The organism is Microbacterium sp. LTA6, from assembly GCF_045690355.1.
Lineage (GTDB): Bacteria > Actinomycetota > Actinomycetes > Actinomycetales > Microbacteriaceae > Microbacterium.
In genome coordinates this window covers 3,059,417-3,081,484 of the sequence record NZ_CP147855.1, presented here as the reverse complement: position 1 = coordinate 3,081,484, position 22,068 = coordinate 3,059,417, and the positions used below count along the sequence as shown (strand labels likewise).

At 67.0% G+C, this 22,068-nt stretch carries 27 protein-coding genes and 1 tRNA gene; 8 read left to right on the top strand and 20 right to left on the bottom strand.

Features of this window, described 5'->3' with window-relative positions; translation table 11 throughout:
* Window positions 1–7 precede the first annotated feature (7 nt).
* From LTA6_RS14625 to LTA6_RS14615, 3 genes are read left to right on the top strand one after another with little or no spacing between them, the layout of a single operon-like run.
* On the top strand, window positions 8–679 hold the full coding sequence (locus tag LTA6_RS14625; RefSeq protein WP_341974472.1) for a DedA family protein: 672 nt from the start codon (window positions 8–10) through the stop codon (window positions 677–679).
* A 4-nt stretch (window positions 680–683) separates the two neighbouring features.
* Window positions 684–1,709 (top strand): App1 family protein, encoded by a 1,026-nt coding sequence (locus tag LTA6_RS14620; protein WP_407358173.1) that lies wholly within the window; start codon window positions 684–686, stop codon window positions 1,707–1,709.
* A gap of 1 nt (window position 1,710) precedes the next feature.
* The gene (locus LTA6_RS14615) at window positions 1,711–2,646 is read left to right on the top strand and encodes a 3-methyladenine DNA glycosylase (protein WP_407358172.1); all 936 of its coding nucleotides are present in this window, start codon (window positions 1,711–1,713) and stop codon (window positions 2,644–2,646) included.
* On the opposite strand, the gene LTA6_RS14610 is transcribed toward LTA6_RS14615, so the two are convergent.
* From LTA6_RS14610 to LTA6_RS14585, 6 genes are read right to left on the bottom strand one after another with little or no spacing between them, the layout of a single operon-like run.
* Window positions 2,550–3,731 carry a glycoside hydrolase family 3 N-terminal domain-containing protein gene (locus LTA6_RS14610; protein ID WP_407358171.1) on the bottom strand — a complete coding sequence of 394 codons (1,182 nt, stop codon included), beginning with the start codon at window positions 3,729–3,731 and terminating at the stop codon, window positions 2,550–2,552. The two genes, LTA6_RS14615 and LTA6_RS14610, sit on opposite strands and share 97 nt — an antisense overlap.
* A gap of 56 nt (window positions 3,732–3,787) precedes the next feature.
* Window positions 3,788–4,444 carry an SDR family oxidoreductase gene (locus LTA6_RS14605; RefSeq protein ID WP_407358170.1) on the bottom strand — a complete coding sequence of 219 codons (657 nt, stop codon included), beginning with the start codon at window positions 4,442–4,444 and terminating at the stop codon, window positions 3,788–3,790.
* A gap of 21 nt (window positions 4,445–4,465) precedes the next feature.
* Complete coding sequence (locus tag LTA6_RS14600; protein WP_407358169.1) at window positions 4,466–4,990, bottom strand: hypothetical protein; 525 nt, start codon at window positions 4,988–4,990, stop codon at window positions 4,466–4,468.
* Window positions 4,987–5,775, bottom strand: coding sequence for a hypothetical protein (locus LTA6_RS14595; RefSeq protein ID WP_407358168.1), 789 nt, complete (start codon window positions 5,773–5,775; stop codon window positions 4,987–4,989). Before LTA6_RS14595 ends, LTA6_RS14600 begins: the two co-directional genes overlap by 4 nt.
* Window positions 5,776–5,779: 4 nt before the next feature.
* Entirely contained in the window at window positions 5,780–6,868 is a 1,089-nt protein-coding gene (locus tag LTA6_RS14590; protein WP_407359289.1) for an NAD(P)-binding domain-containing protein, read from the bottom strand.
* Between the two features lie 46 nt (window positions 6,869–6,914).
* A complete protein-coding gene (locus LTA6_RS14585) occupies window positions 6,915–7,355 on the bottom strand; it encodes a GNAT family N-acetyltransferase (protein ID WP_407358167.1) in 441 nt (146 codons plus the stop codon).
* Between the two features lie 115 nt (window positions 7,356–7,470).
* On the opposite strand from LTA6_RS14585, the gene LTA6_RS14580 reads away from it, so the two are divergent.
* A tRNA-Ala gene (locus tag LTA6_RS14580) sits at window positions 7,471–7,543 on the top strand.
* 60 nt (window positions 7,544–7,603) lie between these two features.
* Here LTA6_RS14580 and LTA6_RS14575 read toward each other — a convergent pair.
* A complete protein-coding gene (locus LTA6_RS14575; RefSeq protein WP_363547247.1) occupies window positions 7,604–8,161 on the bottom strand; it encodes a dihydrofolate reductase family protein in 558 nt (185 codons plus the stop codon).
* A 102-nt stretch (window positions 8,162–8,263) separates the two neighbouring features.
* Here LTA6_RS14575 and LTA6_RS14570 point away from each other — a divergent pair, with 102 nt between their 5' ends.
* From LTA6_RS14570 to LTA6_RS14560, 3 genes are all read left to right on the top strand, one after another.
* Window positions 8,264–8,896, top strand: a complete 633-nt coding sequence (locus tag LTA6_RS14570) for a TetR/AcrR family transcriptional regulator (RefSeq protein ID WP_407358166.1) — start codon at window positions 8,264–8,266, stop codon at window positions 8,894–8,896.
* A gap of 111 nt (window positions 8,897–9,007) precedes the next feature.
* Complete coding sequence (locus tag LTA6_RS14565) at window positions 9,008–9,211, top strand: hypothetical protein (protein WP_341974461.1); 204 nt, start codon at window positions 9,008–9,010, stop codon at window positions 9,209–9,211.
* Window positions 9,212–9,224: 13 nt separating this feature from the next.
* On the top strand, window positions 9,225–10,145 hold the full coding sequence (locus tag LTA6_RS14560) for a CorA family divalent cation transporter (protein WP_407358165.1): 921 nt from the start codon (window positions 9,225–9,227) through the stop codon (window positions 10,143–10,145).
* Window positions 10,146–10,154: 9 nt separating this feature from the next.
* On the opposite strand, the gene LTA6_RS14555 is transcribed toward LTA6_RS14560, so the two are convergent.
* From LTA6_RS14555 to rplU, 12 genes are all read right to left on the bottom strand, one after another.
* Window positions 10,155–10,439, bottom strand: a complete 285-nt coding sequence (locus LTA6_RS14555; protein WP_363547256.1) for a hypothetical protein — start codon at window positions 10,437–10,439, stop codon at window positions 10,155–10,157.
* 98 nt (window positions 10,440–10,537) lie between these two features.
* Window positions 10,538–10,843 (bottom strand): hypothetical protein, encoded by a 306-nt coding sequence (locus LTA6_RS14550; protein ID WP_363547259.1) that lies wholly within the window; start codon window positions 10,841–10,843, stop codon window positions 10,538–10,540.
* 55 nt (window positions 10,844–10,898) lie between these two features.
* Entirely contained in the window at window positions 10,899–12,194 is a 1,296-nt protein-coding gene (locus LTA6_RS14545; protein WP_363547262.1) for a threonine/serine exporter family protein, read from the bottom strand.
* Between the two features lie 47 nt (window positions 12,195–12,241).
* Window positions 12,242–12,619 carry a ribosome silencing factor gene (rsfS, locus tag LTA6_RS14540; RefSeq protein ID WP_341974456.1) on the bottom strand — a complete coding sequence of 126 codons (378 nt, stop codon included), beginning with the start codon at window positions 12,617–12,619 and terminating at the stop codon, window positions 12,242–12,244.
* A complete protein-coding gene (locus LTA6_RS14535; RefSeq protein WP_407358164.1) occupies window positions 12,619–13,740 on the bottom strand; it encodes a hypothetical protein in 1,122 nt (373 codons plus the stop codon). Before LTA6_RS14535 ends, rsfS begins: the two co-directional genes overlap by 1 nt.
* On the bottom strand, window positions 13,737–14,333 hold the full coding sequence (nadD, locus tag LTA6_RS14530) for a nicotinate-nucleotide adenylyltransferase (protein ID WP_341974453.1): 597 nt from the start codon (window positions 14,331–14,333) through the stop codon (window positions 13,737–13,739). The genes LTA6_RS14535 and nadD overlap by 4 nt, the downstream gene beginning before the upstream one ends.
* A 6-nt stretch (window positions 14,334–14,339) precedes the next feature.
* Window positions 14,340–14,564, bottom strand: a complete 225-nt coding sequence (locus LTA6_RS14525) for a hypothetical protein (RefSeq protein ID WP_102192627.1) — start codon at window positions 14,562–14,564, stop codon at window positions 14,340–14,342.
* Between the two features lie 51 nt (window positions 14,565–14,615).
* Complete coding sequence (locus tag LTA6_RS14520; protein ID WP_407358163.1) at window positions 14,616–15,869, bottom strand: glutamate-5-semialdehyde dehydrogenase; 1,254 nt, start codon at window positions 15,867–15,869, stop codon at window positions 14,616–14,618.
* 9 nt (window positions 15,870–15,878) lie between these two features.
* Window positions 15,879–16,664: a glutamate 5-kinase gene (proB, locus tag LTA6_RS14515; RefSeq protein WP_363547273.1), complete on the bottom strand. Its 786-nt coding sequence runs from the start codon at window positions 16,662–16,664 to the stop codon at window positions 15,879–15,881.
* The gene (gene obgE / locus LTA6_RS14510; protein ID WP_407358162.1) at window positions 16,661–18,160 is read right to left on the bottom strand and encodes a GTPase ObgE; all 1,500 of its coding nucleotides are present in this window, start codon (window positions 18,158–18,160) and stop codon (window positions 16,661–16,663) included. The genes proB and obgE overlap by 4 nt, the downstream gene beginning before the upstream one ends.
* Window positions 18,161–18,236: 76 nt before the next feature.
* Window positions 18,237–18,494: a 50S ribosomal protein L27 gene (gene rpmA, locus LTA6_RS14505; protein WP_028501603.1), complete on the bottom strand. Its 258-nt coding sequence runs from the start codon at window positions 18,492–18,494 to the stop codon at window positions 18,237–18,239.
* A 19-nt stretch (window positions 18,495–18,513) separates the two neighbouring features.
* The gene (gene rplU, locus LTA6_RS14500; protein ID WP_341974449.1) at window positions 18,514–18,822 is read right to left on the bottom strand and encodes a 50S ribosomal protein L21; all 309 of its coding nucleotides are present in this window, start codon (window positions 18,820–18,822) and stop codon (window positions 18,514–18,516) included.
* 236 nt (window positions 18,823–19,058) lie between these two features.
* On the opposite strand from rplU, the gene LTA6_RS14495 reads away from it, so the two are divergent.
* A complete protein-coding gene (locus LTA6_RS14495) occupies window positions 19,059–19,325 on the top strand; it encodes a DUF4031 domain-containing protein (RefSeq protein WP_341974448.1) in 267 nt (88 codons plus the stop codon).
* On the opposite strand, the gene LTA6_RS14490 is transcribed toward LTA6_RS14495, so the two are convergent.
* Entirely contained in the window at window positions 19,290–21,809 is a 2,520-nt protein-coding gene (locus tag LTA6_RS14490) for an Rne/Rng family ribonuclease (RefSeq protein ID WP_407358161.1), read from the bottom strand. The genes LTA6_RS14495 and LTA6_RS14490 overlap by 36 nt on opposite strands.
* Window positions 21,810–22,068 lie beyond the last annotated feature (259 nt).

Sequence of the window (22,068 nt, the reverse complement as noted above, 5' to 3'; positions counted from 1 at the left end):
TCATGGAGTGGATGAGATCGTGCCGTGGTTGATCGACTTTATGCGGTCCATCGACCCGGTTGCCCGCACGCTCGTCGCGGGGCTCGCCGTGATGTTGGAGACCAGCGTCCTGATCGGCCTGGTGTTCCCGGGCGACACGGTGGTCCTCATCGCCTCCATCGGCATCACGAGCCTCCCCGAAGCGGTCGCGATGGTCGTCGCCGTCGTGGTCGGTGCGCTGATCGGCGAGAGCATCGGCTTCTGGCTCGGCAGATGGATCGGTCCGCATATCCGCGCTTCCTGGGTCGGCCGTCGGGTCGGCGAGGAGAACTGGGTACGCGCTGAGCGCTATCTCGCGCGCAGAGGCGGCATCGCGATCTTCCTGTCGCGCTTCCTGCCGGTGCTCCACTCGCTCGTCCCACTCACCGTGGGTATGAGTCACTACTCGTACCGCCGCTTCCTCGCGTGGACCGCGCCCGCGTGCCTGCTGTGGGCCACTGCCTACGTGAGCGTCACGTCTCTGGCGGCCGGAAGCTTCGACGAGCTCGCCGACCGGGTCCACTATGCGGGATACATCTTCGTAGGCATCATCGCGCTGTTCCTGATTGCGGTGTTCGTCGGTAAGAAGGTCATCTCACGCCTCGAGGCCCGCCACCTCGAGACTCCGGACGCGGATGCCGCGACCGACGTGAAAGACTGAACCGATGCCAAAAGTTCCCCCGGCACCCCGGATCCACTGGTTCGCGCGACTCGAGCACCGTCTTCACGTGTGGCGCGAGGGCCGCGCGCGCCGTCGCGGCCGTGCCGCGACGATCCTGCCCTTCCCCGGCTATGGCGGCGCCGGCTGGGTGCGCGTCACCGGCCGTGTGCTCATCGTGCGCCCGCAACGCGCGACCAAGAACGGCGAACCGGCGAGCGTGCGCGGTTGGCGCAGCTTCGTCGGAATCCCGGTGAGCTTCGCCACGGTCAGCATCGATATCGGCGGCAAGGTGCACGAAGTCGTGGCCGATCGCGGCGGCGTCATCGACACCTCGATCGCGGCCGACCTCCCCGCCGGCTGGCAGAGCTTCACGATGTCGGTCGAAGGACAGGACCCCGTCGAGTCCACCGCGTTCATCGCCGCAGACGGCGTGCGGTTCGGTGTCGTCTCGGACGTCGACGACACCGTCATGGTGACCGCGCTCCCCCGGCCCTTCATCGCCTTCTGGAACTCGTTCGTCGTCGACGAGCACGCCCGCCTGCCCGTCCCGGGAATGGCGGTCTTGCTCGATCAGCTCCTCCGGGAGCATCCCGGTGCCCCGATGATCTATCTGTCCACCGGCGCCTGGAACGTGGCGCCGACCCTGCGCCGGTTCCTCGGGAGGCACCTGTTCCCCGCCGGCGCCATGCTGCTCACCGACTGGGGTCCCACCCACGACCGCTGGTTCCGCAGCGGCCGAGAGCACAAGCTCACGAACCTGCGTCGGTTGGCGACCGAGTTCCCCGAGGTGAAATGGCTGCTGATCGGCGACGACGGGCAGCATGACGAGTCGATCTACACGCAGTTCATGGAAGAGCATCCCGACTCCGTCGCCGGTGTCGCCATCCGTCGCCTGCTGCCTGCGGAAGCCGTGCTCGCGGGTGGGCGCGCCGACCCCGAGCCGCATGCTGACGACCCGGCCCCGTGGGTGAGCGCCGAGGACGGCGCGGGTCTGCGCGATCTGCTCGGTGATGTCGGCATCCTGCGCTGAGATGTCCCTCCCACGCAGCGACTGGTCGGAGCTCGAACGGGCGCACCACGAGCGCGCGGACCAGCTGACCGCCGAGCACCGCGCGCGGTCGGCACGCGGCGAGAAGCATCCGGTGTGGGACTTCCTGTTCACGTACTACTCGTACAAGCCCGCCCAGATACGTCGTTGGCACCCGGGCGCCGGGGTCGAACTCGAGCAGGCCCCGGAGCGGGTGGATTGGCGCTGGTACTCCCCCGGCTCCTCTGCCGATTCCGCCGTCCCCGATGCGGCCGCCTTCGCACGCGAGAAGCCGGACCTCGCGGGGTTGATCGAGCGGATGCTGCGCCGCACCGCGTCGCGACCCGGCCAGTTCGGCTGCTTCGGCCTGCACGAATGGGCGATGGTCTACCGAGACAAGGAACACCGCCATCCGGCGCCGCTGCGTCTCGGGCAGGCCGAGACCGACGCGGTGGTGGAGAGTCACGAACTGCGCTGCACGCACTTCGACGCGTTCCGCTTCTTCACGCCGGAAGCGGTGCCGCGCAACCGCAACGACCTCAGCCGTGATGTGCAGCCGCTGTTCGAGCAGCCGGGGTGCCTGCACGCCGGGATGGATCTGTACAAGTGGGCGATGAAGCTCGGGCCGCTGGTGCCCGGCGAGCTGCTGCTCGACACGTTCGAGCTGGCCAGAGACATCCGGCTGCTGGACATGCAGGCGGCGCCGTACGACCTCACCGCGTGGGGCGTCGAACCGGTTCGGATCGAGACCGTCGACGGAAAAGCGGAGTACGTGCGTCGGCAGCGAGGGTTCGCCGATCGCGGCGCGTTGCTGCGTAGGCGGCTGCTCGGCGCCTGGCTGGGTCAGGAGACGGGCGCGCACTCCGCGCAGAGCGCCCACCCTGAGCCGGCCCCCGCGAGTTCCAGCCGTAACGTGAGCACCCGCTCCGCCGCTTCCTGAAGCCGCTCCGCGGGGAGGGCTCCCGCCTCGACGGCAGCGACGATTCCGGCCGTCAGCTGTGCGGCGGTCTCGGGTGTGGAGTGAGCGATGGTGAGTACGAGGTCGGTGCCGGCGGCCAGCGCCGCGACGGCGTTCGCGACCGGATCCGCGTATGCCGGAATACCGGTCGACTGGAGCATGCCGAGATCGTCGGTGACGATCACACCATCGAATCCGAGTTCCTCTCGGGCGATCTCGTGCCACCGGGCGGAGAGAGACGCGGGCGCGGGGTCGACCGCGGTGTAGGCGAGGTGCCCGAACATGAGCAGGGATGCGCCGGCGTCGATCCCGGCGATGAACGGCAGCGCGTCCGCCGCACGCCACTGCTCGAGCGTCATGGCGGTGGAGGGGATCTGCTGGTGCGAATCTCCCGGCGCCGCACCGTGCCCCGGGAAATGCTTCAGTGTAGAGGCGAGGAACTGCTCCTCGGCGGTGACAGCGGCGGCGGCCCGATCTGACGCACTCTGAGGGTCGGCCCCGAGGGAACGACTGAAGATGAACGAAGAGCCGTCGGCGGTCGTATCCGCGACGATGCCGAAATTCACGTTCGCTCCCCCGCGCGCCACGAGTGAGGCGCGGGCAGCGAACGCCGCCGAGGTGGCCGCCGGGGGCGCGTCCTTGAGGGTGGGCGCGGCGGGGAAATCGTCCCAGCCGATGCGCGAAACGTCGCCGCCCTCCTGGTCGATGGCGATGAGGGGCGGAAGCTCGGGATCGATCGTGAGCGCCGCGGTGACCCCGAGCAGTTCGGCTTCTGAACCGGGAACGTTCGACCCCATCAGGATGAATCCGCCGAGATTCTCCGCCGACATGAAGGTGCTGAGCGTGGCCGCGTCCGTGCTCGGAATGTGCCCCATCACGACACTCGCCGCCTGCTCCTGGACGCTCATCGCCGAGACGATCGTCTCGGCCCGGTCAGCCGGACCGCTCTTCCGTGCGGTGTCGACCACGCCAGCGCGCTCGAGATCCGCCGACGCAGCCGCGGGAGTGAGCGCTGCGACGGCGACCATCAACGCTCCGGCAACCCGGACGGGGAGGTTTCGGCGCATCCGTCCAGCCTACGACGCCTTTTCTCCGGTCGTTGAGCGAGCGGGTGACGCGCGGGTCAGCGGGCGAGGGCGACGTCGATCGGCTCGGAGGATTCCGGGGCTCCGTTGCCGAAGCGGATGGTCCGTCCGATCGTGGGCGACGCTTCCAGCGTTGCGGCGATCACGGCGGCGACATCGGCACGGGACACTGCGCCGCGACCCGAAGGGTCGAGTTCGATCCGCCCGGTCGAGGAGTCGAGCGTGAGCGTACCGGGGGCGAGGATCGTGCCCTCCAGATCCGTCCCGCGCAGATACTCGTCTGCCGCCCACTTCGCGTCGGCGTAGGGAAAGAAGCCGTCGTCCTCGGGGATTCCGTGCTCGGCGGTCGATCCGAGCCACGACACCATGACGTAGCGGCGGACGCCGGCGGCTTCCGCCGCATCCATCGTTCGGATCGCGGCATCGCGATCGACGGCATAGGTCCGCTGCGGAGCACCACCTCCGGCACCCGCCGACCAGACCACCGCATCGTGGGCGCGGATCAGGTCGGCGAGAGCGGCGACATCCAATTCCTCGATATCGGCCACCACGGGCGTCGCCCCGGTCTGCTCGACCTCGGCGGCGTGCGCTGGATTCCGGATGATCGCCGTGACTTCGTCACCACGTGCGACGAGCAGCGGGGCAAGCAGAAGGGCGATGCGGCCGTGGCCGCCGAAAACGATGATGCGGGACATGAGGTCTCCTCTGGTCGGTGCTCAGCGAGGCCGCTGCGAGCCGTCGATGACGAACGCCTGCGGGTGGCTCGGAAGGTAGCGCACGACGACGCTCCCGCTCGATGCGATGGCGTTACGCGCAGGGTAGACGGACGGGGTGAAGAAATTGCTCTCGAGGGTGTACTCGACGCCGTCTGCGGTGGTGAATGTGACCCAGTCCCCTTCGATGGTCGCGGTGGTCGGACGGCCGTTCTCGTGGATGTAGGCGCGGGTGACCGGCACTCCGGTCAGACCCAGGATGCCGAGGATCAGAGAACCGAGCATCAGGAAGGCGAGCACCCGGAAGACGATTCGTCTGAGATGACCGAGAAACTCACCCCGTGGTCGCGCATCGAGCGCCAGAAGCCCCTCCCGCTCACGGATGCTGCGCAGCCGCCCTCCTGGTGCGGTGCCGCGGGCCGACATCGCGAACAGCCCGAGAAGGGAGAAGCCTGCGATGAAGACCATCGCGTAGCCGTGCGCGACCGGGAAGTTGATCAGCCAGATGAGCGTGTCCATCGGATTCATCGCCCCTCCTCCTTCTCGATCGTGACGGCGACCGTCTGGGGATCTTCCCTGCGATAGAACGCCCAGATCGGCGCGCCGACCTGGAGCCTCGAGATCGCGTCGGGGTGCACGAACACCGTGGTGTCCGCCTCCCACGTCGACAGGCCCTCCGGTGCCATCAGCACCCGAAGCGCGAGCTCGCTCTGCCCCTCTCGGCGTCGCCCGGTCGGTCGCACGGTCAGGACCGATGCCGGCACCTGAGTTCCCGTGGTGCGCGCCTTCACCAGTCGTGGATCGAGGAGACCGCGCTCGATGCGCCAGTTCAGCATCGCCTCCCGCACCGTCGGGTCGGTGAGGTCGGCAAGCTCGACCGTGTCCTGATCGGTCATGCTGTAGCGCACCGGCAGCGGCTGGCCGACCTGCAGCATCCCGAATTCACTCGCATCCACCAGCATCCGGAGCTGACCGACGAACTCGTCGCCCATGCGCGGCGTCACGCGGATGAACAGGTCGTACTGCGGCACGTCGTTGACCGTGAGGCCGGTACGTGAGACCTCGACGATCCGCCCGACGCCGATCTGCGCGTCGCCGCGCACGCGCTTGCGGCGGCCGAGGCCGCCCATCGTGCCGCCGAAGGTGAGGAGGAGCCCCCAGGCCACGCCGATCATGATCGGGGCGCCGAGCTTGTCGCCGCCGAACGGAAGGATCGACTGACGCTGATTCACTCCGAACAGGCCCTCCCCGACCCAGATGATGAGCCAGGCCGAGAGCAACAGCCAGATGATCGTGAAGACGATACGGAGCATGCGCTCAGCGTAGCGAGATGGTTCGGTCCGTGTCCTGCAGCGCGCCCGACGCGGCGAGCTGATGCTGTACGCCGCGCGCCGCGGTTCGACCCGCACGATTCGCTCCGATGGTGCTCGCAGACGGGCCGTACCCGACCATCTGCACGCGAGGGTCCCCGACCGCAGTCGTGCCGCGGCCATGGCGGTCGAGCTGAATACCGCCCGCTGCGCTGCGCAGGTGCAAGGGAGCCAGATGACTGATCGCCGGCCGGAAGCCGGTGGCCCAGAGGATGACGTCGACGCGCTCGAACGCGCCATCGGCCCAGCGAACGCCGTCTGGCTCGATGCGGGAGAACATCGGTCGACGCGCGGCATACGCTCCCCGCCGCTCCGCCTCTCGCTCCTGAGCGCGCAGCATGAGGCCGGTGACGCTGACCACGCTCTGCGGTGGGAGCCCCTGGGCGACGCGCTGCTCGACGAGAGCGACAGCGGCGGCACCCGCCTCCGGGGTGAAGTCGGAGGTGATCCAGACGGGCTCGCGCCGGGTCGCCCAGAGCGTGTCGGTGATCGGCGCGAGCGCGCCGATGAACTGCACAGCCGATGCTCCACCGCCGACGACGAGCACTCGTCTGCCGCGGAAATGCTCGGGGCCGGGGTAGTCGACTGTATGCAGCTGTTCGCCGAGGAAGGTCTCCATCCCGGGGTAGTGCGGCATGAACGGCTGGGTCCACGTGCCGGTCGCGTTCACGAGGGTACGGGTGCTCCAGGTGCGCTCGCCGGCATGCACGACGAGGATGCCGTCGTCGTCCGTCACCTGTTCGACACGCACCGGGCGCACGATCGGGAGCGCGTGCGCATGCTCGTACTCCGCGAAGTATGCCGGAACGGCCATATTCGCGCGTTCGCTGTTCCGCGGCGGCGGAGCCGAACCGGGGAGTTCGGCCACACCGTGCACGTCCTGCATCGTCAGCGCGTCCCAGCGGTGCCGCCAGGCACCCCCGGCTTCGGCATCCGCGTCGAGGACGACATGATCGATCCCGAGTCTCGTGAGGTGGTACGACGCGGAGAGTCCGGCCTGACCTGCACCGATCACCACGCTCTCGAGAATGCTCACCATGGAGTGAACGCCCCGAGCCTCGGAGTTGTTCCGCCGCTCGAACTCAGAGCGAGATCTGGTAGTGCGTGAAACCCGTGTTCGTCGCGACGCGGTCGTAGAGGGCACGCGCGGTCGCGTTGCCCTCCTGCGTGAGCCAGTAAAGCTTCGCGCAACCGCCCTGTTCGGCCCATTCGCGCACGTGCGCGATCATCGCCCGACCGCTACCGCTGCCACGGGCATCCGGGGCGACGAACAGGTCCTCGAGATAGCAGTACTCCCCCGTGCTCCACGTCGCCGCGTGCGTCAGCCAGTGCACCAGGCCGATCGCATGCCCCTCTTCGTCGATTGCGAGCGCGCCGTGCAGTTCGCGGTCTTTCACGAGACGGCCGAACGTGGCGCGAGTGACGTCGTCCGCGATCTCGGATTCATAGAACCGCAGGTATCCGGACCACAGAACGGACCATTCCTCGAAGTCGTCTTGCTGGATCGTTCGGATACTCGTCACGGGGTCAGCCTAATCCGCTCGCCCCTCGTGCCACAGGCAGGCTGCTCGATTGGCCCTTCGCCCGATCCGTGTAGTACGCTATTCGAGTTGCCCCGGCTTCTACGGGGCAGCGTTTGGGCCTGTGGCGCAGTTGGTAGCGCACCTGCATGGCATGCAGGGGGTCAGGGGTTCGAATCCCCTCAGGTCCACCGAATCAGAACGATCAAACCTTGCCTCACGTCAAAGTGAAGCAAGGTTTTTTCGTGCGGTCAGCGGGTCTGGTAGCGCACATAGAGCAGCCCGCTTTCGAAGGCACGCTGCTCGACCAGGTCGAGATCGAGACGTACGCCATCGGGGAAGAACCGCTTGCCCCCGCCCACGACGCTCGTGGTGATGAAGAGGTGGTATTCATCCACCAGGCCGGCAGCGATCGCGTGTGCAGCAAGCGTCGGGCCGTCGACGCTGAGGTCGTGGTCGGACTCCGCCTTGAGCCGGCGCACAGCGTCCGGGTCGAATGACCGCTCGATCCGGGTCTTCGCGCTCGACACCGACTCGAGCGTGGTCGAGTAGACGACCTTCTCCGCGGCCTGCCAGTCGCGTGCGTACTGCGCGATGTATGGCGGCACATCGGGCAGGGCGTGCGCGGTCTCCCAGAAGACCATCGTCTCGTACATCCGCCGTCCGTAGAGATAGGTACCCAGGTGACGGAACGTGTCACCGATGAACGTGTGCACCTCCTCATCCTCGGCGCCGCTGCCGAGATCGCCCTCCGCCGCTTCGGCGTAGCCGTCGAGCGAGGTGAACATCGAGTAGATGAGCTTGGCCATGTTCGGCTCCTTTACATGAGGTGAGTCGGCTGACTCACTACGGGACGGTACTCCTTTCTTTATGGCGAGTCAAGCGACTCACCTCTGTGTCATACTGGGCGCATGGCACGAGCACTCTCCCAGTACCACCGAGGCGTCGCGGCCGCCAACCGTGCGGCGATCCTGGATGCGTCAACCGCCCTGTTCCTCGAGCATGGGTACGATCGGACCTCGCTGGCGCGCGTCGCCGAGAACGCCGGGGTCTCCAAGGCGACTCTGTTCAAACAGTTCCCGACGAAGGCAGAACTCTTCGAAGCGACGGTGCTCGCGGCAGGCGATGTTCCTGGCGGCGAATTCGCAGATCCACCCTCCGAAGACTTTCACGCCGGCCTGGTCGTCCTGGGACTCGCCTATGCCGATTTGCTGTCGCGCCCTCAGATGGAGGACTTGATCCGGGTCGTGATCGCCAACCTGCCGAGATTCCCGGAGTTGCGCGAACGCACCTTCAATTTCGGCACGCTGCCCGTCCTCACTGCGCTGGCGCGCTATTTCAAGACGGCGAATGTGGCCGGGACCGCCATCGTCGAGAACCCCGACGTTGCGGCAGCACAGTTCCTCGGGATGATCTCCACCGTCGTCTTCTGGCCACGCCTCATCCACGGCAACTGGTCGCTCGACGAAGCCGAGACGCACGATGTGGTGGACGAAGCGGCACGGACGATGGTGGCACGCTACGGCGCGCCGACGAGTCGCTGACAGTCGCTCCGGCGCGGCTTATAGCGCCACCCGCACCATCGGTCAAGCGGCTCGGGCGCACAGTCCTTTCGTGGTTACAGTCGACGGACAACCCGGCGAAAGGACGCGATCATGTCGAACATCATCCCCCCGATCATTCCCCTCCCTGCTGACGAGACACCGGACGAGAAGCCGTTCGACGATGACCTCGTCACCACCGAGGTGGACGGAGAGACCACGCTCGATCCCGACATCGACGACGATCTGATCGACAGCGCCACAGCCGATCGTCTCGCTGCCGGCGGCTCAGAGGACGACGAGCGCGACGCATTCTGACCGGCGGCGCGCGATGACGAGACCATGGCACCGCCTGGTGAACCCCTCTCGCGCCGAACTGGAAGTGGCGCAGGCTCAGTTCGGACTCCACCCGCTCATACTCGGCGACCTGGGCGAGCATCGACAGCAGCCGAAGTTCGAGACCTTCGGCGACCACCTGTATCTGTCGATCTGGGATGTCGATCGAGGCGGAGTCGAGTCGGCGACGACCGACGTGGATCTGGCGCTCATCTGGAACGGCGATGTGCTGCTTCTGATCCAACGCGGCGACATCGATGAGATTCGCGACCTTGACGCGTTGCTCGCAGGCCCCGGGCCGGTACTCGTGGATTCGCCGATCACCGCGGCGTATCGAGTTCTCGACGCCATCGTGCATGACTTCGTCGAGCTCGCCGCTCAAGTCGAAGGCGACCTCGACGAACTCGAGGCGGACGTCTTCGACAACCGCGTCCATGAGGACTATCAGCGCATCTACCGTCTGCGTCGGCGGATCGGGCGCATCGATCGGGCCGCGACCGGCCTGTCCGAGGCGCTCAGGGCCGCTCGCCAGGAGTTCGAAGCGGCAACGGCGGATCGCCCTGAGCTGCGCCCGTACTTCCATCACCTCGAACTCGACGCGTCGGGCGTTGCCGAACTCTCCGCCAACGAGCACGCCTCTCTCGATGCTCTGGTGTCCAGTCATGAGAGCAATGTCGCCACCCGCCAGAATCAGGACATGCGAACGATCTCCGCGTATGCCGCACTGCTGGCGATACCGACCGTGATCGGCGGCCTCTACGGCATGAACTTCAAGAACCTGCCGCTCCTGCGATGGGAGTACGGCTGGGTCGCGGTCGGCGTCTCCATCATCGTGCTCGACGTGGTCGCATACATCGTCTTCCGCCGTCGCGGCTGGCTCGGCGGAGCGGCCGAGAACAATGGCGGAGAAGAATGATCGGCGCGCTCACGTCGCCAGAAGCGGCGGCAGGTGCGGGATGGCGACTGGTCGGGTCGCTCGACTCACACTGTTCACCCGTTCCACTTCCTCGAGCACATCGAACGGCGAGGAGTAGCGGGAAGCCAGCGGCAAGTCGCGCAACCACACGACCTCGACCTCGGTCTCCTCGAGTTCGTACACACAGGCCACCACATGACGTGGATCATGCGCCTCATAGCGAAAGTCATTGATGACCCACTCCGACGACGTCACCCTGCGCAATGAGTAGCGCGGATCCGGCGTTTCAGACATCTGACATCCCTCCAAGGTTCACTCCCAGAGAGATTGTCCGAGCGCTGTCAGGACAAGAAAAGACCCTTGACAGTTTTGCCCGGAGCAGTCAGATATTCTCAGACGTCGAGCACCTCATCGACGAGCATGATGCCTCCCGTCGAATTGGCTGAGTGCATCAGATCTTCGACCCACTGCATGTTCAACTCGGGCGGCTCAGGCTCATCGAAGATGAAACGAAGCGGGATGGAGGGGTGCAGCCAGATCGTCGACCGTCCGCCCGGCTCACTGTCCGAGTGCTTCCAGGACAGGGTGAAGCTCTCCTGACGACGGAGTTTGGTGGCGATGACGACCTTGAGGTGCGCGAGCGCCCGATCGTCGATGTGGATCGGTCGATCTTCGCCGTCGTACAGAAGGGAACCCATCTGTGAACCGTATCGCAGTTCGGAAGCCGCCCTCTGCGCCGATGGCTTGGGGAACTCAGGCCACGGGGCCAGGGGCCGAGTGCGTGATGCGCGCCGCATCCGCGATCAATGCCCCCACCTTCGTGCCGATGCAGAGACTCACGAAGATCATCGGTGCAGCCGCCAGCGCCTCGGCATCGAACGACGCCATGGCGACGAGTCCTACGGTGCCGGGCACGAGAAGCAGGAACGCGGGCTGGAAGGACACGGTCGCTGGCACGGCGAGCGTCACGCGTTCCAGGAGGCGCGCCGCGACGAACAGCAGTGCGGCCGCGATCCCGGTCGCGACGGTGTTACCTGTGAACGGTGTGAGCACGACCAGCGCCGCGTAGGTGCAGGTCATCACGAGAACGCTCACGACCGTCAGACGGAACCCGGCTCCGAAGGCAAGACCGATGCCGACCGCGAGGAAGACCACACCGATCCAGGAGAGCCACAACGGCGGCAGCGCCTGCCATCCGCCGTGATCCGCGGTGACTCCGGCCGCCTGACCGACGAGCGCCGCCGAATCCGGATCGATGCGCAGGCCGGTGATCGCTCCGCCGGCGAAGATCCCCGCGCTCATGAAGCCGAGCATGATGATCCCGTAGGTGAGACGCGCCGCCCCCGTCACGATGTCGGCAGCGGTGAGTTCGAGCAGCGCATTGGTGATCAGCGCCCCAGGAACGAGCAATGCGATCGGCGCGCAGACCGCGAACAGCGGCACCGGACCGAGATCGAGCCAGGCATCTGCGGCTCCGACGAGCACCGTCGAGACGAAACTCGCCACGAACGGCACGATCGCGGCCGCGGGACGGAACCTCGACATGAGCGTCGAGATCAACCCGACCAGGGCGCCGACCAGCAACGCCAGCACGATCGCCCACCATGGGCAGCGGAACAGCATGGCCAGGCCCATCGACAGCAGTCCGCCGCCCACGAGCCACTGCAGTGTCGGGTGCTGGCGGGGCAGGCCGCGGATCCGTTCCACGTGCGGCGGAACCTGATCGAGGCTGAGCTTGCCGACCTCGAGTCGCCTGGCGAGGCGACTGGCATGCGCGGACTGGCGGAAGGTGAGTTCCGCGCCCGTCGAGGCTCCGATCGTTGTCGCCCCCGCGGTGCGCGGCCGACTGACGAGGACGTGCTGGGGCAGGACGGCGAACGCCAGCGCTTCTTCGGGCGCTGTCGCATCGCGCACCTGCTCGAGCGACGCCCGAACATCGGTCACCGACATGCCGGCGTCGAGCAGCAGCGCTCCGAGGTCGCCGAAGACGACTTCGGCATCGGTGTGCGCGAAATCAGGCGTGTGAATCGGGCCGGTCGTATTTTCCACGAGCGGCAACTCCTCGAGCGTGTCTGCGCGGGGGTCGAGGCGGAGTGCTACTCCCCCGTGACCGTTTCCGCGAGCTGGATCGGAACGACAGGGCAGTCCTTCCAGAGGCGCTCCAGGCCGTAGTAGACCCGCTCCTCCTGGTGGAAGACGTGCACGATGAGGTCGCCGAAGTCCAGGAGCACCCAGCGGGCCTCCGACCGGCCTTCGCGGCGCACGCGCTTGTGCCCGGCCTCGATGAGGGTGTCTTCGATCTCATCGGCGATCGCGGCGACGTTCCGCTCGCTGTTTCCGGTGACGAGCAGGAAGATGTCGACGAGCGGAAGCGGCTCGGAGACGTTGAGCGCGACGAGGTCCTCTCCGCCCTTCGAGGCGGCGGCGTTGGCTGCAAGCTGCAGCATCTCTTCGGCGGTTTCAGGTGATTGCATCAGAACACATTCGTGGTGAAGGCGACGATGAGAGCGACCGCCAGTGCGAGGGCCAGACCACCGGCGGTGATCGCCAGAGTCAGCATGAGTTTGTTGCCCTTCTCAGGGGCAGGGGGGCGGATGACTTCACCGGCGGACTTCATCGTGCTGATCGCGGCGCTCGCGGCGATCGGCGTCGGCGAGGATGCCGGCGCCAGTTCACCGTCGATGAGAACCGCGTCGACGTCCTTGCCGTCGGTGGTCCCGTGTGCGTGCCCCTGGGACCCGAGCCCCTGGGGCAGCTCGTAAGAGCCGGTGACGAGCACTTCACCTGTGGAGGCGACGGGACCCGAGAGGGACCCCTCTCCCGGGGACTGCGTGAAGATCAGTGCGCTGGGTGCGATGTGCTGCGATCCGGTCGAGTCGTTCACCGTGAGCAGCTCGTCGAAGGAAGGGGCGAACGGCTTGTGGTCGGCGTCATCACCGAGCAGTCCTCGCCCGAAGGCGGGGCTCACCGTGGGTCGTTCCTCGGCGCGGACATCCGTATCGTCGGCCGCGGCCGGCGCGACCTCGTCGTCTTCCGTTGATTCCCGGGAAGTGTCTTCGAAGAGCGTGCCGACCCCGTCGGTTTCCGCGGGAGCGTCCGCGGCGGCGGATTCTTCTCCGGGCGTTGCGGAGTCTTCAATTTTGCTGAAAAGCGGAACGCTGGTGACCATCTCGGCTTCGACGACCTCGGCTTCGACGGCCTCGGCGGGCTCCGCGGGTGCCACGGCCTCGACGGTCTCAGCGAGCTCGACGGCCTCGACGACTTCGGGCGCCTCGGCATCCGCCGTTTCGACGGAGATGAGGTCTTCGGCAGGAGTCTCGGGCGCAGGATCTGCGATGGGGACCGAACCGGTGCGGATCCGCTCCTGCTCGCGCACCTGGCGGCGCGTCAGTCGCCCCGCCGCTTCGTCGGATTCATCGACGGGCGCGGTCGGCTCGACCGGTGCGACAGGTTGTGAGACCGGCGGAACCACCGGCGGCGCCGCCGCAGCGGCTGCCTCCTCCGCCGTGATGACGGGCGTGGAACCGGTCAGCCGGATCTCGCGCAACTGCTTGCGCGTCAGCGGACCGTGTCCTTGCTGATCCGATGTACTCATGCCTTGCTCCGATACAGATGATGCTTTGCGATGTATTGAACGACTCCGTCGGGAACGAGGTACCAGACGGGTTCATCTTCGCGGACCCGCTGCCGGCAGTTCGTCGACGAGATCGACAGTGCCGGCACTTCCAACTGACTGACGTGATCTCCCGGGAGTCCGTCCGTGCTCAGGACGTGCCCTGGACGGGAGACCGCGACGAAATGCGCCAAGTCCCACAACTCATCATGGTCTCTCCAACTGAGAATTTGCGCTACGGCATCCGCACCGGTGATGAAGAAGAACTCTGCGTCGGGTCGATCTCGCTTCAGATCGCGCAACGTGTCGATGGTGTACGTCGGCCCCTCGCGGTCGATATCGACCCGGCTGGTGGTGAAATCAGGGTTCGAGGCCGTTGCGATCACCGTCATCAGATAGCGGTGCTCGCTGGCCGTGACCTCTTCTTTCTGCCACGGTCGTCCGGTCGGGACGAAGATCACTTCGTCGAGATCGAAAGAGTGCGCGACCTCGCTGGCTGCGACCAGGTGACCGTGATGGATCGGGTCGAAGGTACCGCCCATCACGCCGATGCGCGGAGCACGCGAGGTCTCCATGGGGGCCTAGTGGCCGTGCCCCGCCCCGTGGCCGTCCTTGCCGTGCTTCGCTGCCCATGCCTCCGCCTTCGCCGAGTGACGGTTGGCGACGTTGCGGTACGAGAGGGTCACGAACCCGAGGAAGGCGAATCCGAGCGCGGCGATGACACCGAAGATGAGGGTTTCGAGCGCGACGTTTCCGTGATGCTCGGTTTCCGCTGCAGCCATCGCGATCTGTGCGATGAGGTTCATCCTGACTCCGTTCGTGACCGGGTGCGAGAAGACGCCTGTCCATCCTATCGCTCAGCCGCGGGTCTGCCCCGATCCGCGCGCCAGCCACTTCGTGCTGGTCAGCTCGCTGAGTCCCATCGGGCCGCGCGCGTGCAGTTTCTGCGTCGAGATGCCCACCTCGGCGCCGAATCCGAATTCACCGCCGTCGGTGAACCGTGTCGAGGTGTTCACCATCACCACCGCAGAGTCGACCTCGGCGAGGAAACGCTCGGCGTTGCGTGAGTCGGTCGTGATGATCGACTCCGTGTGCCCCGTGCTGTACCGGCGGATGTGGTCGAGCGCGTCGTCCAGAGAATCGACGACCTTCATGGCGATGTCGAGGCTCAGATACTCGGTCGCCCAGTCCTCCTCGGTCGCGGGGATGACACCGGTGACGAGTCCGGCCACCATGTCGTCACCGTGAATCGCCACGCCCTCGCTCTGCAGCGCGCTCGCGACGAGCGGGATCAGGCTCGGAGCCGCCTGCCGCAGCACGAGGACGGTCTCCACGGCATTGCACACGCTCGGCCGCTGCACCTTGGCGTTGACGACGATGTCGCGCGCCCAGTCGGCCGGCGCGGTCTCGTCGAGCACGATGTGGACGTTGCCGGCACCGGTCTCGATCACTGGAACCGTCGATTCGGTGACCACCGTCTCGATCAGCCCCGCGCTGCCGCGAGGCACGAGCACGTCGATGAATCCACGACCGTGCATCAGCGCCTTCGCACCATCCCGACCGAAATCATCCACGGTCTGGATCGCCTCCGCGGTGACACCGCCGCCCTCCAGGGCATCGCGCATCACCTGCACGAGCACCGTATTCGAGTCGCGAGCGGCACTCCCGCCGCGCAGCACGACCGCATTGCCGGAGCGCAGCGCGAGAGCGGCGATGTCGACGGTCACGTTCGGGCGGGCCTCGTAGATGGCGCCCACGACCCCGAAAGGCACTCGGATCTGCTGCAGGGCGACACCATTCGGCATCCGATGCCCGCCGACGACCTGGCCGACCGGATCAGGGAGAGCCGCGATCTGGCGCACGGCGGCTGCCAGGTCGCTCACCCGCTTCTCGTCCAGACGGAGCCGGTCGATCAGCGATTCGCCGATGCCTTCCTCGCGGCCACGGGCGATGTCTCGATCGTTCGCCGCGATGATGCGCGGGGCTTCCGCCTCCAGCGCGACCGCGATCGCCTCGAGCACACGCACCTTGTCGTCGCTGGTGAGTGCGGCCGTGGCGCGTGAGGCCTCCTTGGCGCGCTCCAGGCGCACCTGCGGGGTCTGGTCGGTCATCCGCCCAGTTTAGTCAGCGGCGGGTTCGAACCAGGTGCCGATGTCATCGCCGGCGAGGGCCCTGTCGACGAGATCGGCGCTGGTGACCAGCACCCCGATCCCGGATGCGGCAGCCAGCCGTGCCGCAGAGACCTTGGTCGCCGCTCCCCCGGTGCCGACGCTGTTCACGACCGTCGCGCCGAACTCGAGGCCGGAAAGGTCGGCATCCGCAGCGACGACGTCGATCGGCTGCGCACCGGGGTCAGACGGCGGCTTCGTGTACAGCGACTCGATGTCGCTGAGCAGCACCAGAGCATCCGCCCCGACCAGCTGCGCGACGAGCGCACCCAGGCGGTCATTGTCGCCGAAGCGGATCTCCTGGGTCGCCACCGTGTCGTTCTCGTTGACGATCGGGATGATCCGCAGCCCCAGCAGCCGCTCCATCGCACGACGGGCATTGCTGCGAGAGGTCGGATTCTCCAGATCACCCGTCGTCAGCAGCACCTGGCCGGCGATGATCCCGAACGTGTGCAGCGCCTCCTGGTAGCGGTAGATGAGCACGTTCTGACCGACCGCTGCCGCCGCCTGCTGCGTGGCGAGGTCGGTGGGCCGCGCATCGAGGTTCAGGAGCGGGATGCCGGACGCGATCGCACCGGAGGAGACGAGCACCACCTCTGCGCCGCGTGCGTGCGCCGCTGCCAGCGCTTCCACGAGCACCGGGATGCGCCAGGAGGACTCACCGCTGATCGAGGAGGAGCCCACCTTCACGACGATGCGCGTGGCGGTCGCGAGGTCGGCTCTGACGCGAGCCGTCACTCGTCGGCTCCCAGATTGCTGGCGCGACGCTTGGCCTCCAGTTCCGCACGTGCTTCTGCCTTGGCATCCATCCGCTCGTAGTACTGCTCACGGCGCTCAGATGTCGTGCGGCGCGCGTTGGGGGCGAGACGCGGGTCGGTACCGCGAGGAGCGGTCATCAGCTCGGCTGCCGAGCGCATGGTCGGCTCCCAGTCGAAGATCATGCTGTCGCCCTCGCCGATGACGACGGTCGAACCGGGAGTTGCGCCGAGGCGGAACAGTTCGTCTTCGACGCCGAGCTTCTCGAGGCGGTCGGCGAAGTAGCCGATCGCCTCTTCGTTCTGGAAATCCGTCTGCTGCATCCAGCGCACCGGCTTCTCGCCGAGAATGCGGTAGTAGTTGCCGTACGAGCCGCCGTCGATGCGGATCGTGAATTCCTTCTTGGAGCCCTTCGGCCGGATGACGACGCGCTCGTGGGTCACGTCGACAGAAGTATCGGCCTTGTGCTTCTCGACGATCTCGCCGAGCGCGTAGGTCAGCGGGCGGAGTCCTTCGTGCGAGATCGTGGAGATCTCGAAGACCCGGAACCCACGCGCCTCGAGGTCGGGGCGGACCAGCTCGGCGAGATCGCGGGCCTCGGGCACATCGATCTTGTTGAGCGCGATGAGCTGCGGGCGCTCCAGCAGCGGCGTCTGCCCCTCGGGAACTTCGTAGGCGGCGAGCTCGGCGAGGATCACGTCGAGATCGGAGATCGGGTCTCGGCCGGGCTCCAGCGTCGCGCAGTCCAGGACGTGCAGAAGGGCAGAGCAGCGCTCGACGTGGCGGAGGAACTCGAGGCCGAGACCGCGGCCCTCGCTCGCGCCTTCGACCAGCCCTGGCACGTCGGCGACCGTGTAGCGGGACTCACCGGCCTGCACCACGCCGAGGTTGGGATGCAGCGTCGTGAAGGGGTACTCGGCGATCTTCGGGCGAGCGGCCGAGATGGCGCCGATCAGGCTCGACTTCCCCGCAGAGGGGTAACCGACGAGGGCGACGTCCGCCACCGTCTTCAGCTCGAGGACGACATCTCCCTCGAAGCCGGGTGTGCCCAGCAGCGCGAAACCAGGCGCCTTGCGCTTCGGAGAGGCGAGTGCCGCGTTTCCGAGACCGCCCTGTCCGCCCTTGGCGACGACGAATCGCTCGCCAGGGATGATCATGTCGATCAGGACCTCGCCGGCCGGGTTCTTCACCACAGTGCCGACGGGAACGGGAAGCTCGAGAGTCTCGCCCAGCGCACCGGATCGGTGATCGCCCATACCGGGCCCGCCGTTGCCCGAAGAGCGGTGCGGAGAGTGGTGGTACGTCAGCAGCGTGCCGGTCTGCGGGTCCGCGACGAGCACGATGTCACCGCCGTCGCCGCCGTTGCCGCCGTCGGGGCCGCCGAGCGGCTTGAACTTCTCCCGGTGCACCGAGACACAGCCACCGCCGCCCTTGCCCGCGCGCAGATGCAGCGTCACGGTGTCGACGAATGAAACCATGTCGAAAACTCCCCTTGGATACACGGACGGGGCGAGCCGAAGCCCGCCCCGAACCGGATGAAATGCTGTGCTGTGATTACTCAGCAGCGGCGACGATGTTGACGACCTTGCGGCCGCCCTTCGCGCCGAACTGCACTGCGCCCGCTGCGAGAGCGAACAGCGTGTCGTCGCCACCACGGCCGACGTTCACGCCGGGGTGGAAGTGGGTGCCGCGCTGGCGGACGATGATCTCGCCGGCGAGAACCTGCTGACCGCCGAAGCGCTTGACGCCAAGTCGCTGTGCGTTGGAGTCACGACCGTTACGGGTAGAGCTCGCGCCCTTTTTATGTGCCATGTCTTAGTCTCCTCCGTGCTTACTTGATGCCGGTGATCTTGACGCGCGTGAGCTCCTGACGGTGGCCCTGGCGCTTCTTGTAGCCGGTCTTGTTCTTGTACTTCTGGATGATGATCTTCGGGCCGCGGAGGTTGCCGATGACCTCAGCAGTGACCTTGACCTTCGCCAGCGTGTCAGCGTCGGTGGTCACCGTGGTGCCGTCGACGAGCAGCACGGCGGGCAGCTCGATGTTCTCGCCCTGGGCAGCCCGAACACGGTCGAGCTGAACGATGGTGCCGACCTCCACCTTCTCCTGCCGGCCACCGGCGCGCACTACTGCGTAAACCACTTCATACCTGTTTCGTTGGGGAGCTCGCGGCTCCGAGAATCTCACGGGAAGACTGTTGCTTGCATTCATCGCGGGGCGATGGGTGCGAACACAAGACTTTCCGCACCGCCCGACGAGGACGGAACGGCATACGCACCAAGGGACTACTTTACCGGATGCAGGACCATGTCGCAAAGCGAGCCGGTCGGTGTGTCTGGTCGGCCGATCGCCTGCCGAACGCGAATAGGCTTGGCGACGTGACCGTTCTCGTCGACGACCCGCTGTGGCCCGCGCACGGCCGGCTCTGGGCGCACCTCGTCAGCGACGCGAGCCTGGCGGAGCTGCATGACTTCGCCCGTGCCCACGACGTTCCCGCGCGATCCTTCGACCTCGACCACTACGACGTTCCCGCAGAGCTCATCCCCCGGCTCGTCGCCGCAGGCGCCGAGCCGGTGGGCGGCAAGGAACTGGTCCGGAGACTGATCGCCTCAGGACTCCGGATTCCCGCTCGCGACCGGCGCTGACGCCTCGGCGTTCACCGAGACCGGAGTGCCGGTGAGCGCGGCCGTGCTCACCCGACGGCGCCCGCGTCCCTGACCCGGAGCCTTCGGCTCAGGAAGGGCATCGAGCACCGAGTCGAGCAGCTGCTCGGCCGGGGACTTGGGTGCGTTGCGCTCCGAGTTGCGCTTCTTGCGCGGCTTTTTCGCGCGCTCCGGCTGAGCAGGCTGCACCGGCTCGACGGCGAGAGCCGCATCCGGGGTCTCCTCGACGCGGGGCGCGACGGTGGAGGCGGCGATCTGCGCGAGCGCTGACTTCGCGCCCTCGGGGATGCTGTGCGTGACGGTGCTCGCGGGCGGAGCGCTCTGGCTCTGTCCGTTGCCGCCGCGCTGGCGGCGATTGTTGCTGCTGCTCTGGCCGTTGCCGTTCGTGCTGGCACGGTGCTTGACGACCGGGTCGTGGTGCACGATGACGCCACGGCCGGCGCAGACCTCACAGGCCTCGCTGAAGGTCTCGAGCAGCCCGAGACCGAGCTTCTTGCGGGTCATCTGCACGAGGCCGAGCGAGGTGACCTCGGCGACCTGGTGCTTGGTCCGGTCGCGACTGAGGCACTCGATGAGGCGGCGCAGCACGAGGTCGCGGTTGGACTCGAGCACCATGTCGATGAAGTCGACGACGATGATTCCGCCGATGTCGCGCAGCCGCAGCTGGCGGACGATCTCCTCGGCGGCCTCGAGGTTGTTCTTGGTGACGGTCTCCTCGAGGTTTCCACCGGAGCCGACGAACTTGCCGGTGTTCACGTCGACGACGGTCATCGCCTCGGTGCGGTCGATCACGAGCGAACCGCCGGAGGGCAGCCAGACCTTGCGGTCCAGGGCCTTCTCGATCTGCTCGGTGATGCGGAAGGCATCGAAAGGATCGGTCTCGTCCTCGTAGGCTTCGACGCGCTCCAGAAGATCCGGGGCGACGCTCTCGAGGTAGGCGCGGATGGTTCCCTGGGACTCATCGCCCTGGATGAGCATCTTCGTGAAGTCCTCGTTGAAGACATCGCGGACGATCTTCACGAGCAGGTCGGGCTCGGCGTGCAGCAGCGCAGGTGCCTGCTGATTCTCGACCTGCTTCTGGATGTGCTCCCACTGCGTGGTGAGACGCTGCACGTCGCGCGTCAACTGGTCCTCGGTGGCGCCCTCGGCCGCGGTACGGACGATCACGCCGCTGGACTCGGGGAGCACCTCCTTGAGGATGCGCTTGAGGCGCGCACGCTCGTTGTCGGGGAGCTTGCGGCTGATGCCGTTCATCGAGCCGCCGGGCACGTACACGAGGTAGCGGCCCGGGAGCGAGATCTGGCTGGTCAGTCGGGCGCCCTTGTGGCCGATGGGGTCCTTGGTGACCTGCACGAGCACGCGATCGCCGGGCTTGAGCGCCAATTCGATGCGGCGGGGCTGGTTGCCCGTCTCGACGCCGTCCCAGTCGACCTCACCGGAGTACAGCACGGCGTTGCGGCCGCGGCCGATGTCGACGAACGCGGCCTCCATGCTCGGGAGCACGTTCTGCACGCGTCCGAGGTAGACGTTGCCGATCAGGGATGCGTCCTGGTTGCGGGCCACGTAGTGCTCGACGAGAACGCCGTCCTCGAGGACACCGATCTGGGTGCGGCCGTTCTTGGAGCGGACGACCATCTTGCGGTCGACGGACTCACGGCGGGCGAGGAACTCGGCCTCGGTCACCACGGGACGCCGGCGACCGGCGTCGCGTCCGTCGCGACGGCGCTGCTTCTTCGCCTCGAGCCTGGTCGAGCCCTTGATGGCCTTCGGCTCAGTGATGTACTCGACGACGCGCTGGCGCTGACGCGGCTCTTCGCGCTGCTGCTCGTCGACCTCGACTCCGCCACGACGGCGACGGCCGCGACGAGCGGATGCCGGCTCGTCCTGGTCCCGCTCGACGTTGCGGTCGAATTCACGATCGAAGCTCCGGTCCGCATTGCGATCGAAGTTGCGCTCGCGACCCTGACGGGCCGGGAGCGGCACGATCTCAGGAGCGTAGAAGGAGAGACGGGTGGATACCTGCGACACGAACACCTCGGGGAGGAGCCCGAGAGAAACCGCGGTGAGCGGCTCCGGCGCGGCCGGCGTCGCGACGGGAGCAGCCTCTTCGGGTGCTTCCTCAGCAGGCGCGTCCTCTGCAGGCGCATCCTCTACGGATGCTTCCTCTGCAGGCGCGTCCTCAACCGGCGCTTCATCAACAGGCGCTTCGTCGACGGGCGCGTCCTCAACCGGCGCGTCCTCGACGGGCGCGTCCTCAACAGGCGCGTCCTCGACAGGCGCCTCAGCGGATGCCGCAGCATCGCTCGGAGCCGTCTCGTCGGGCGCGTCGATCGCCTCGGTGGCGTCCTCGGCGGTCACGTCGTCGGCGGCATCCTCGGGGGGCGCCGCGTGTTCCGTCAGAGAATCCGCGGCGTCAGCCGGGAAGTCGAGGGTGGAGGCGTTGTTGTCATTGTTGTCATCGGCCATCTCTGGCTTACTCCCTGCGCGGGGCACTGAGTGCTCCGCGAAATCTCGTGCGACACCCGCAGGTGCCGCGAACTCACACGGTGTGCGACCGGCTCATGGCTCTGGTCACGTGGGGCATAGGACCCCGAAGTCTGCGTCGATGCGTGTCACGGCAAGGCCGTGCGGTGCATCACAGATCATTATCGCACCAAGTTCGCCCGTTCGCGGCATCCGACCTCGCGCGCGCCGCGCGCTTCACGTCCCGCGCATAGCCGACGCT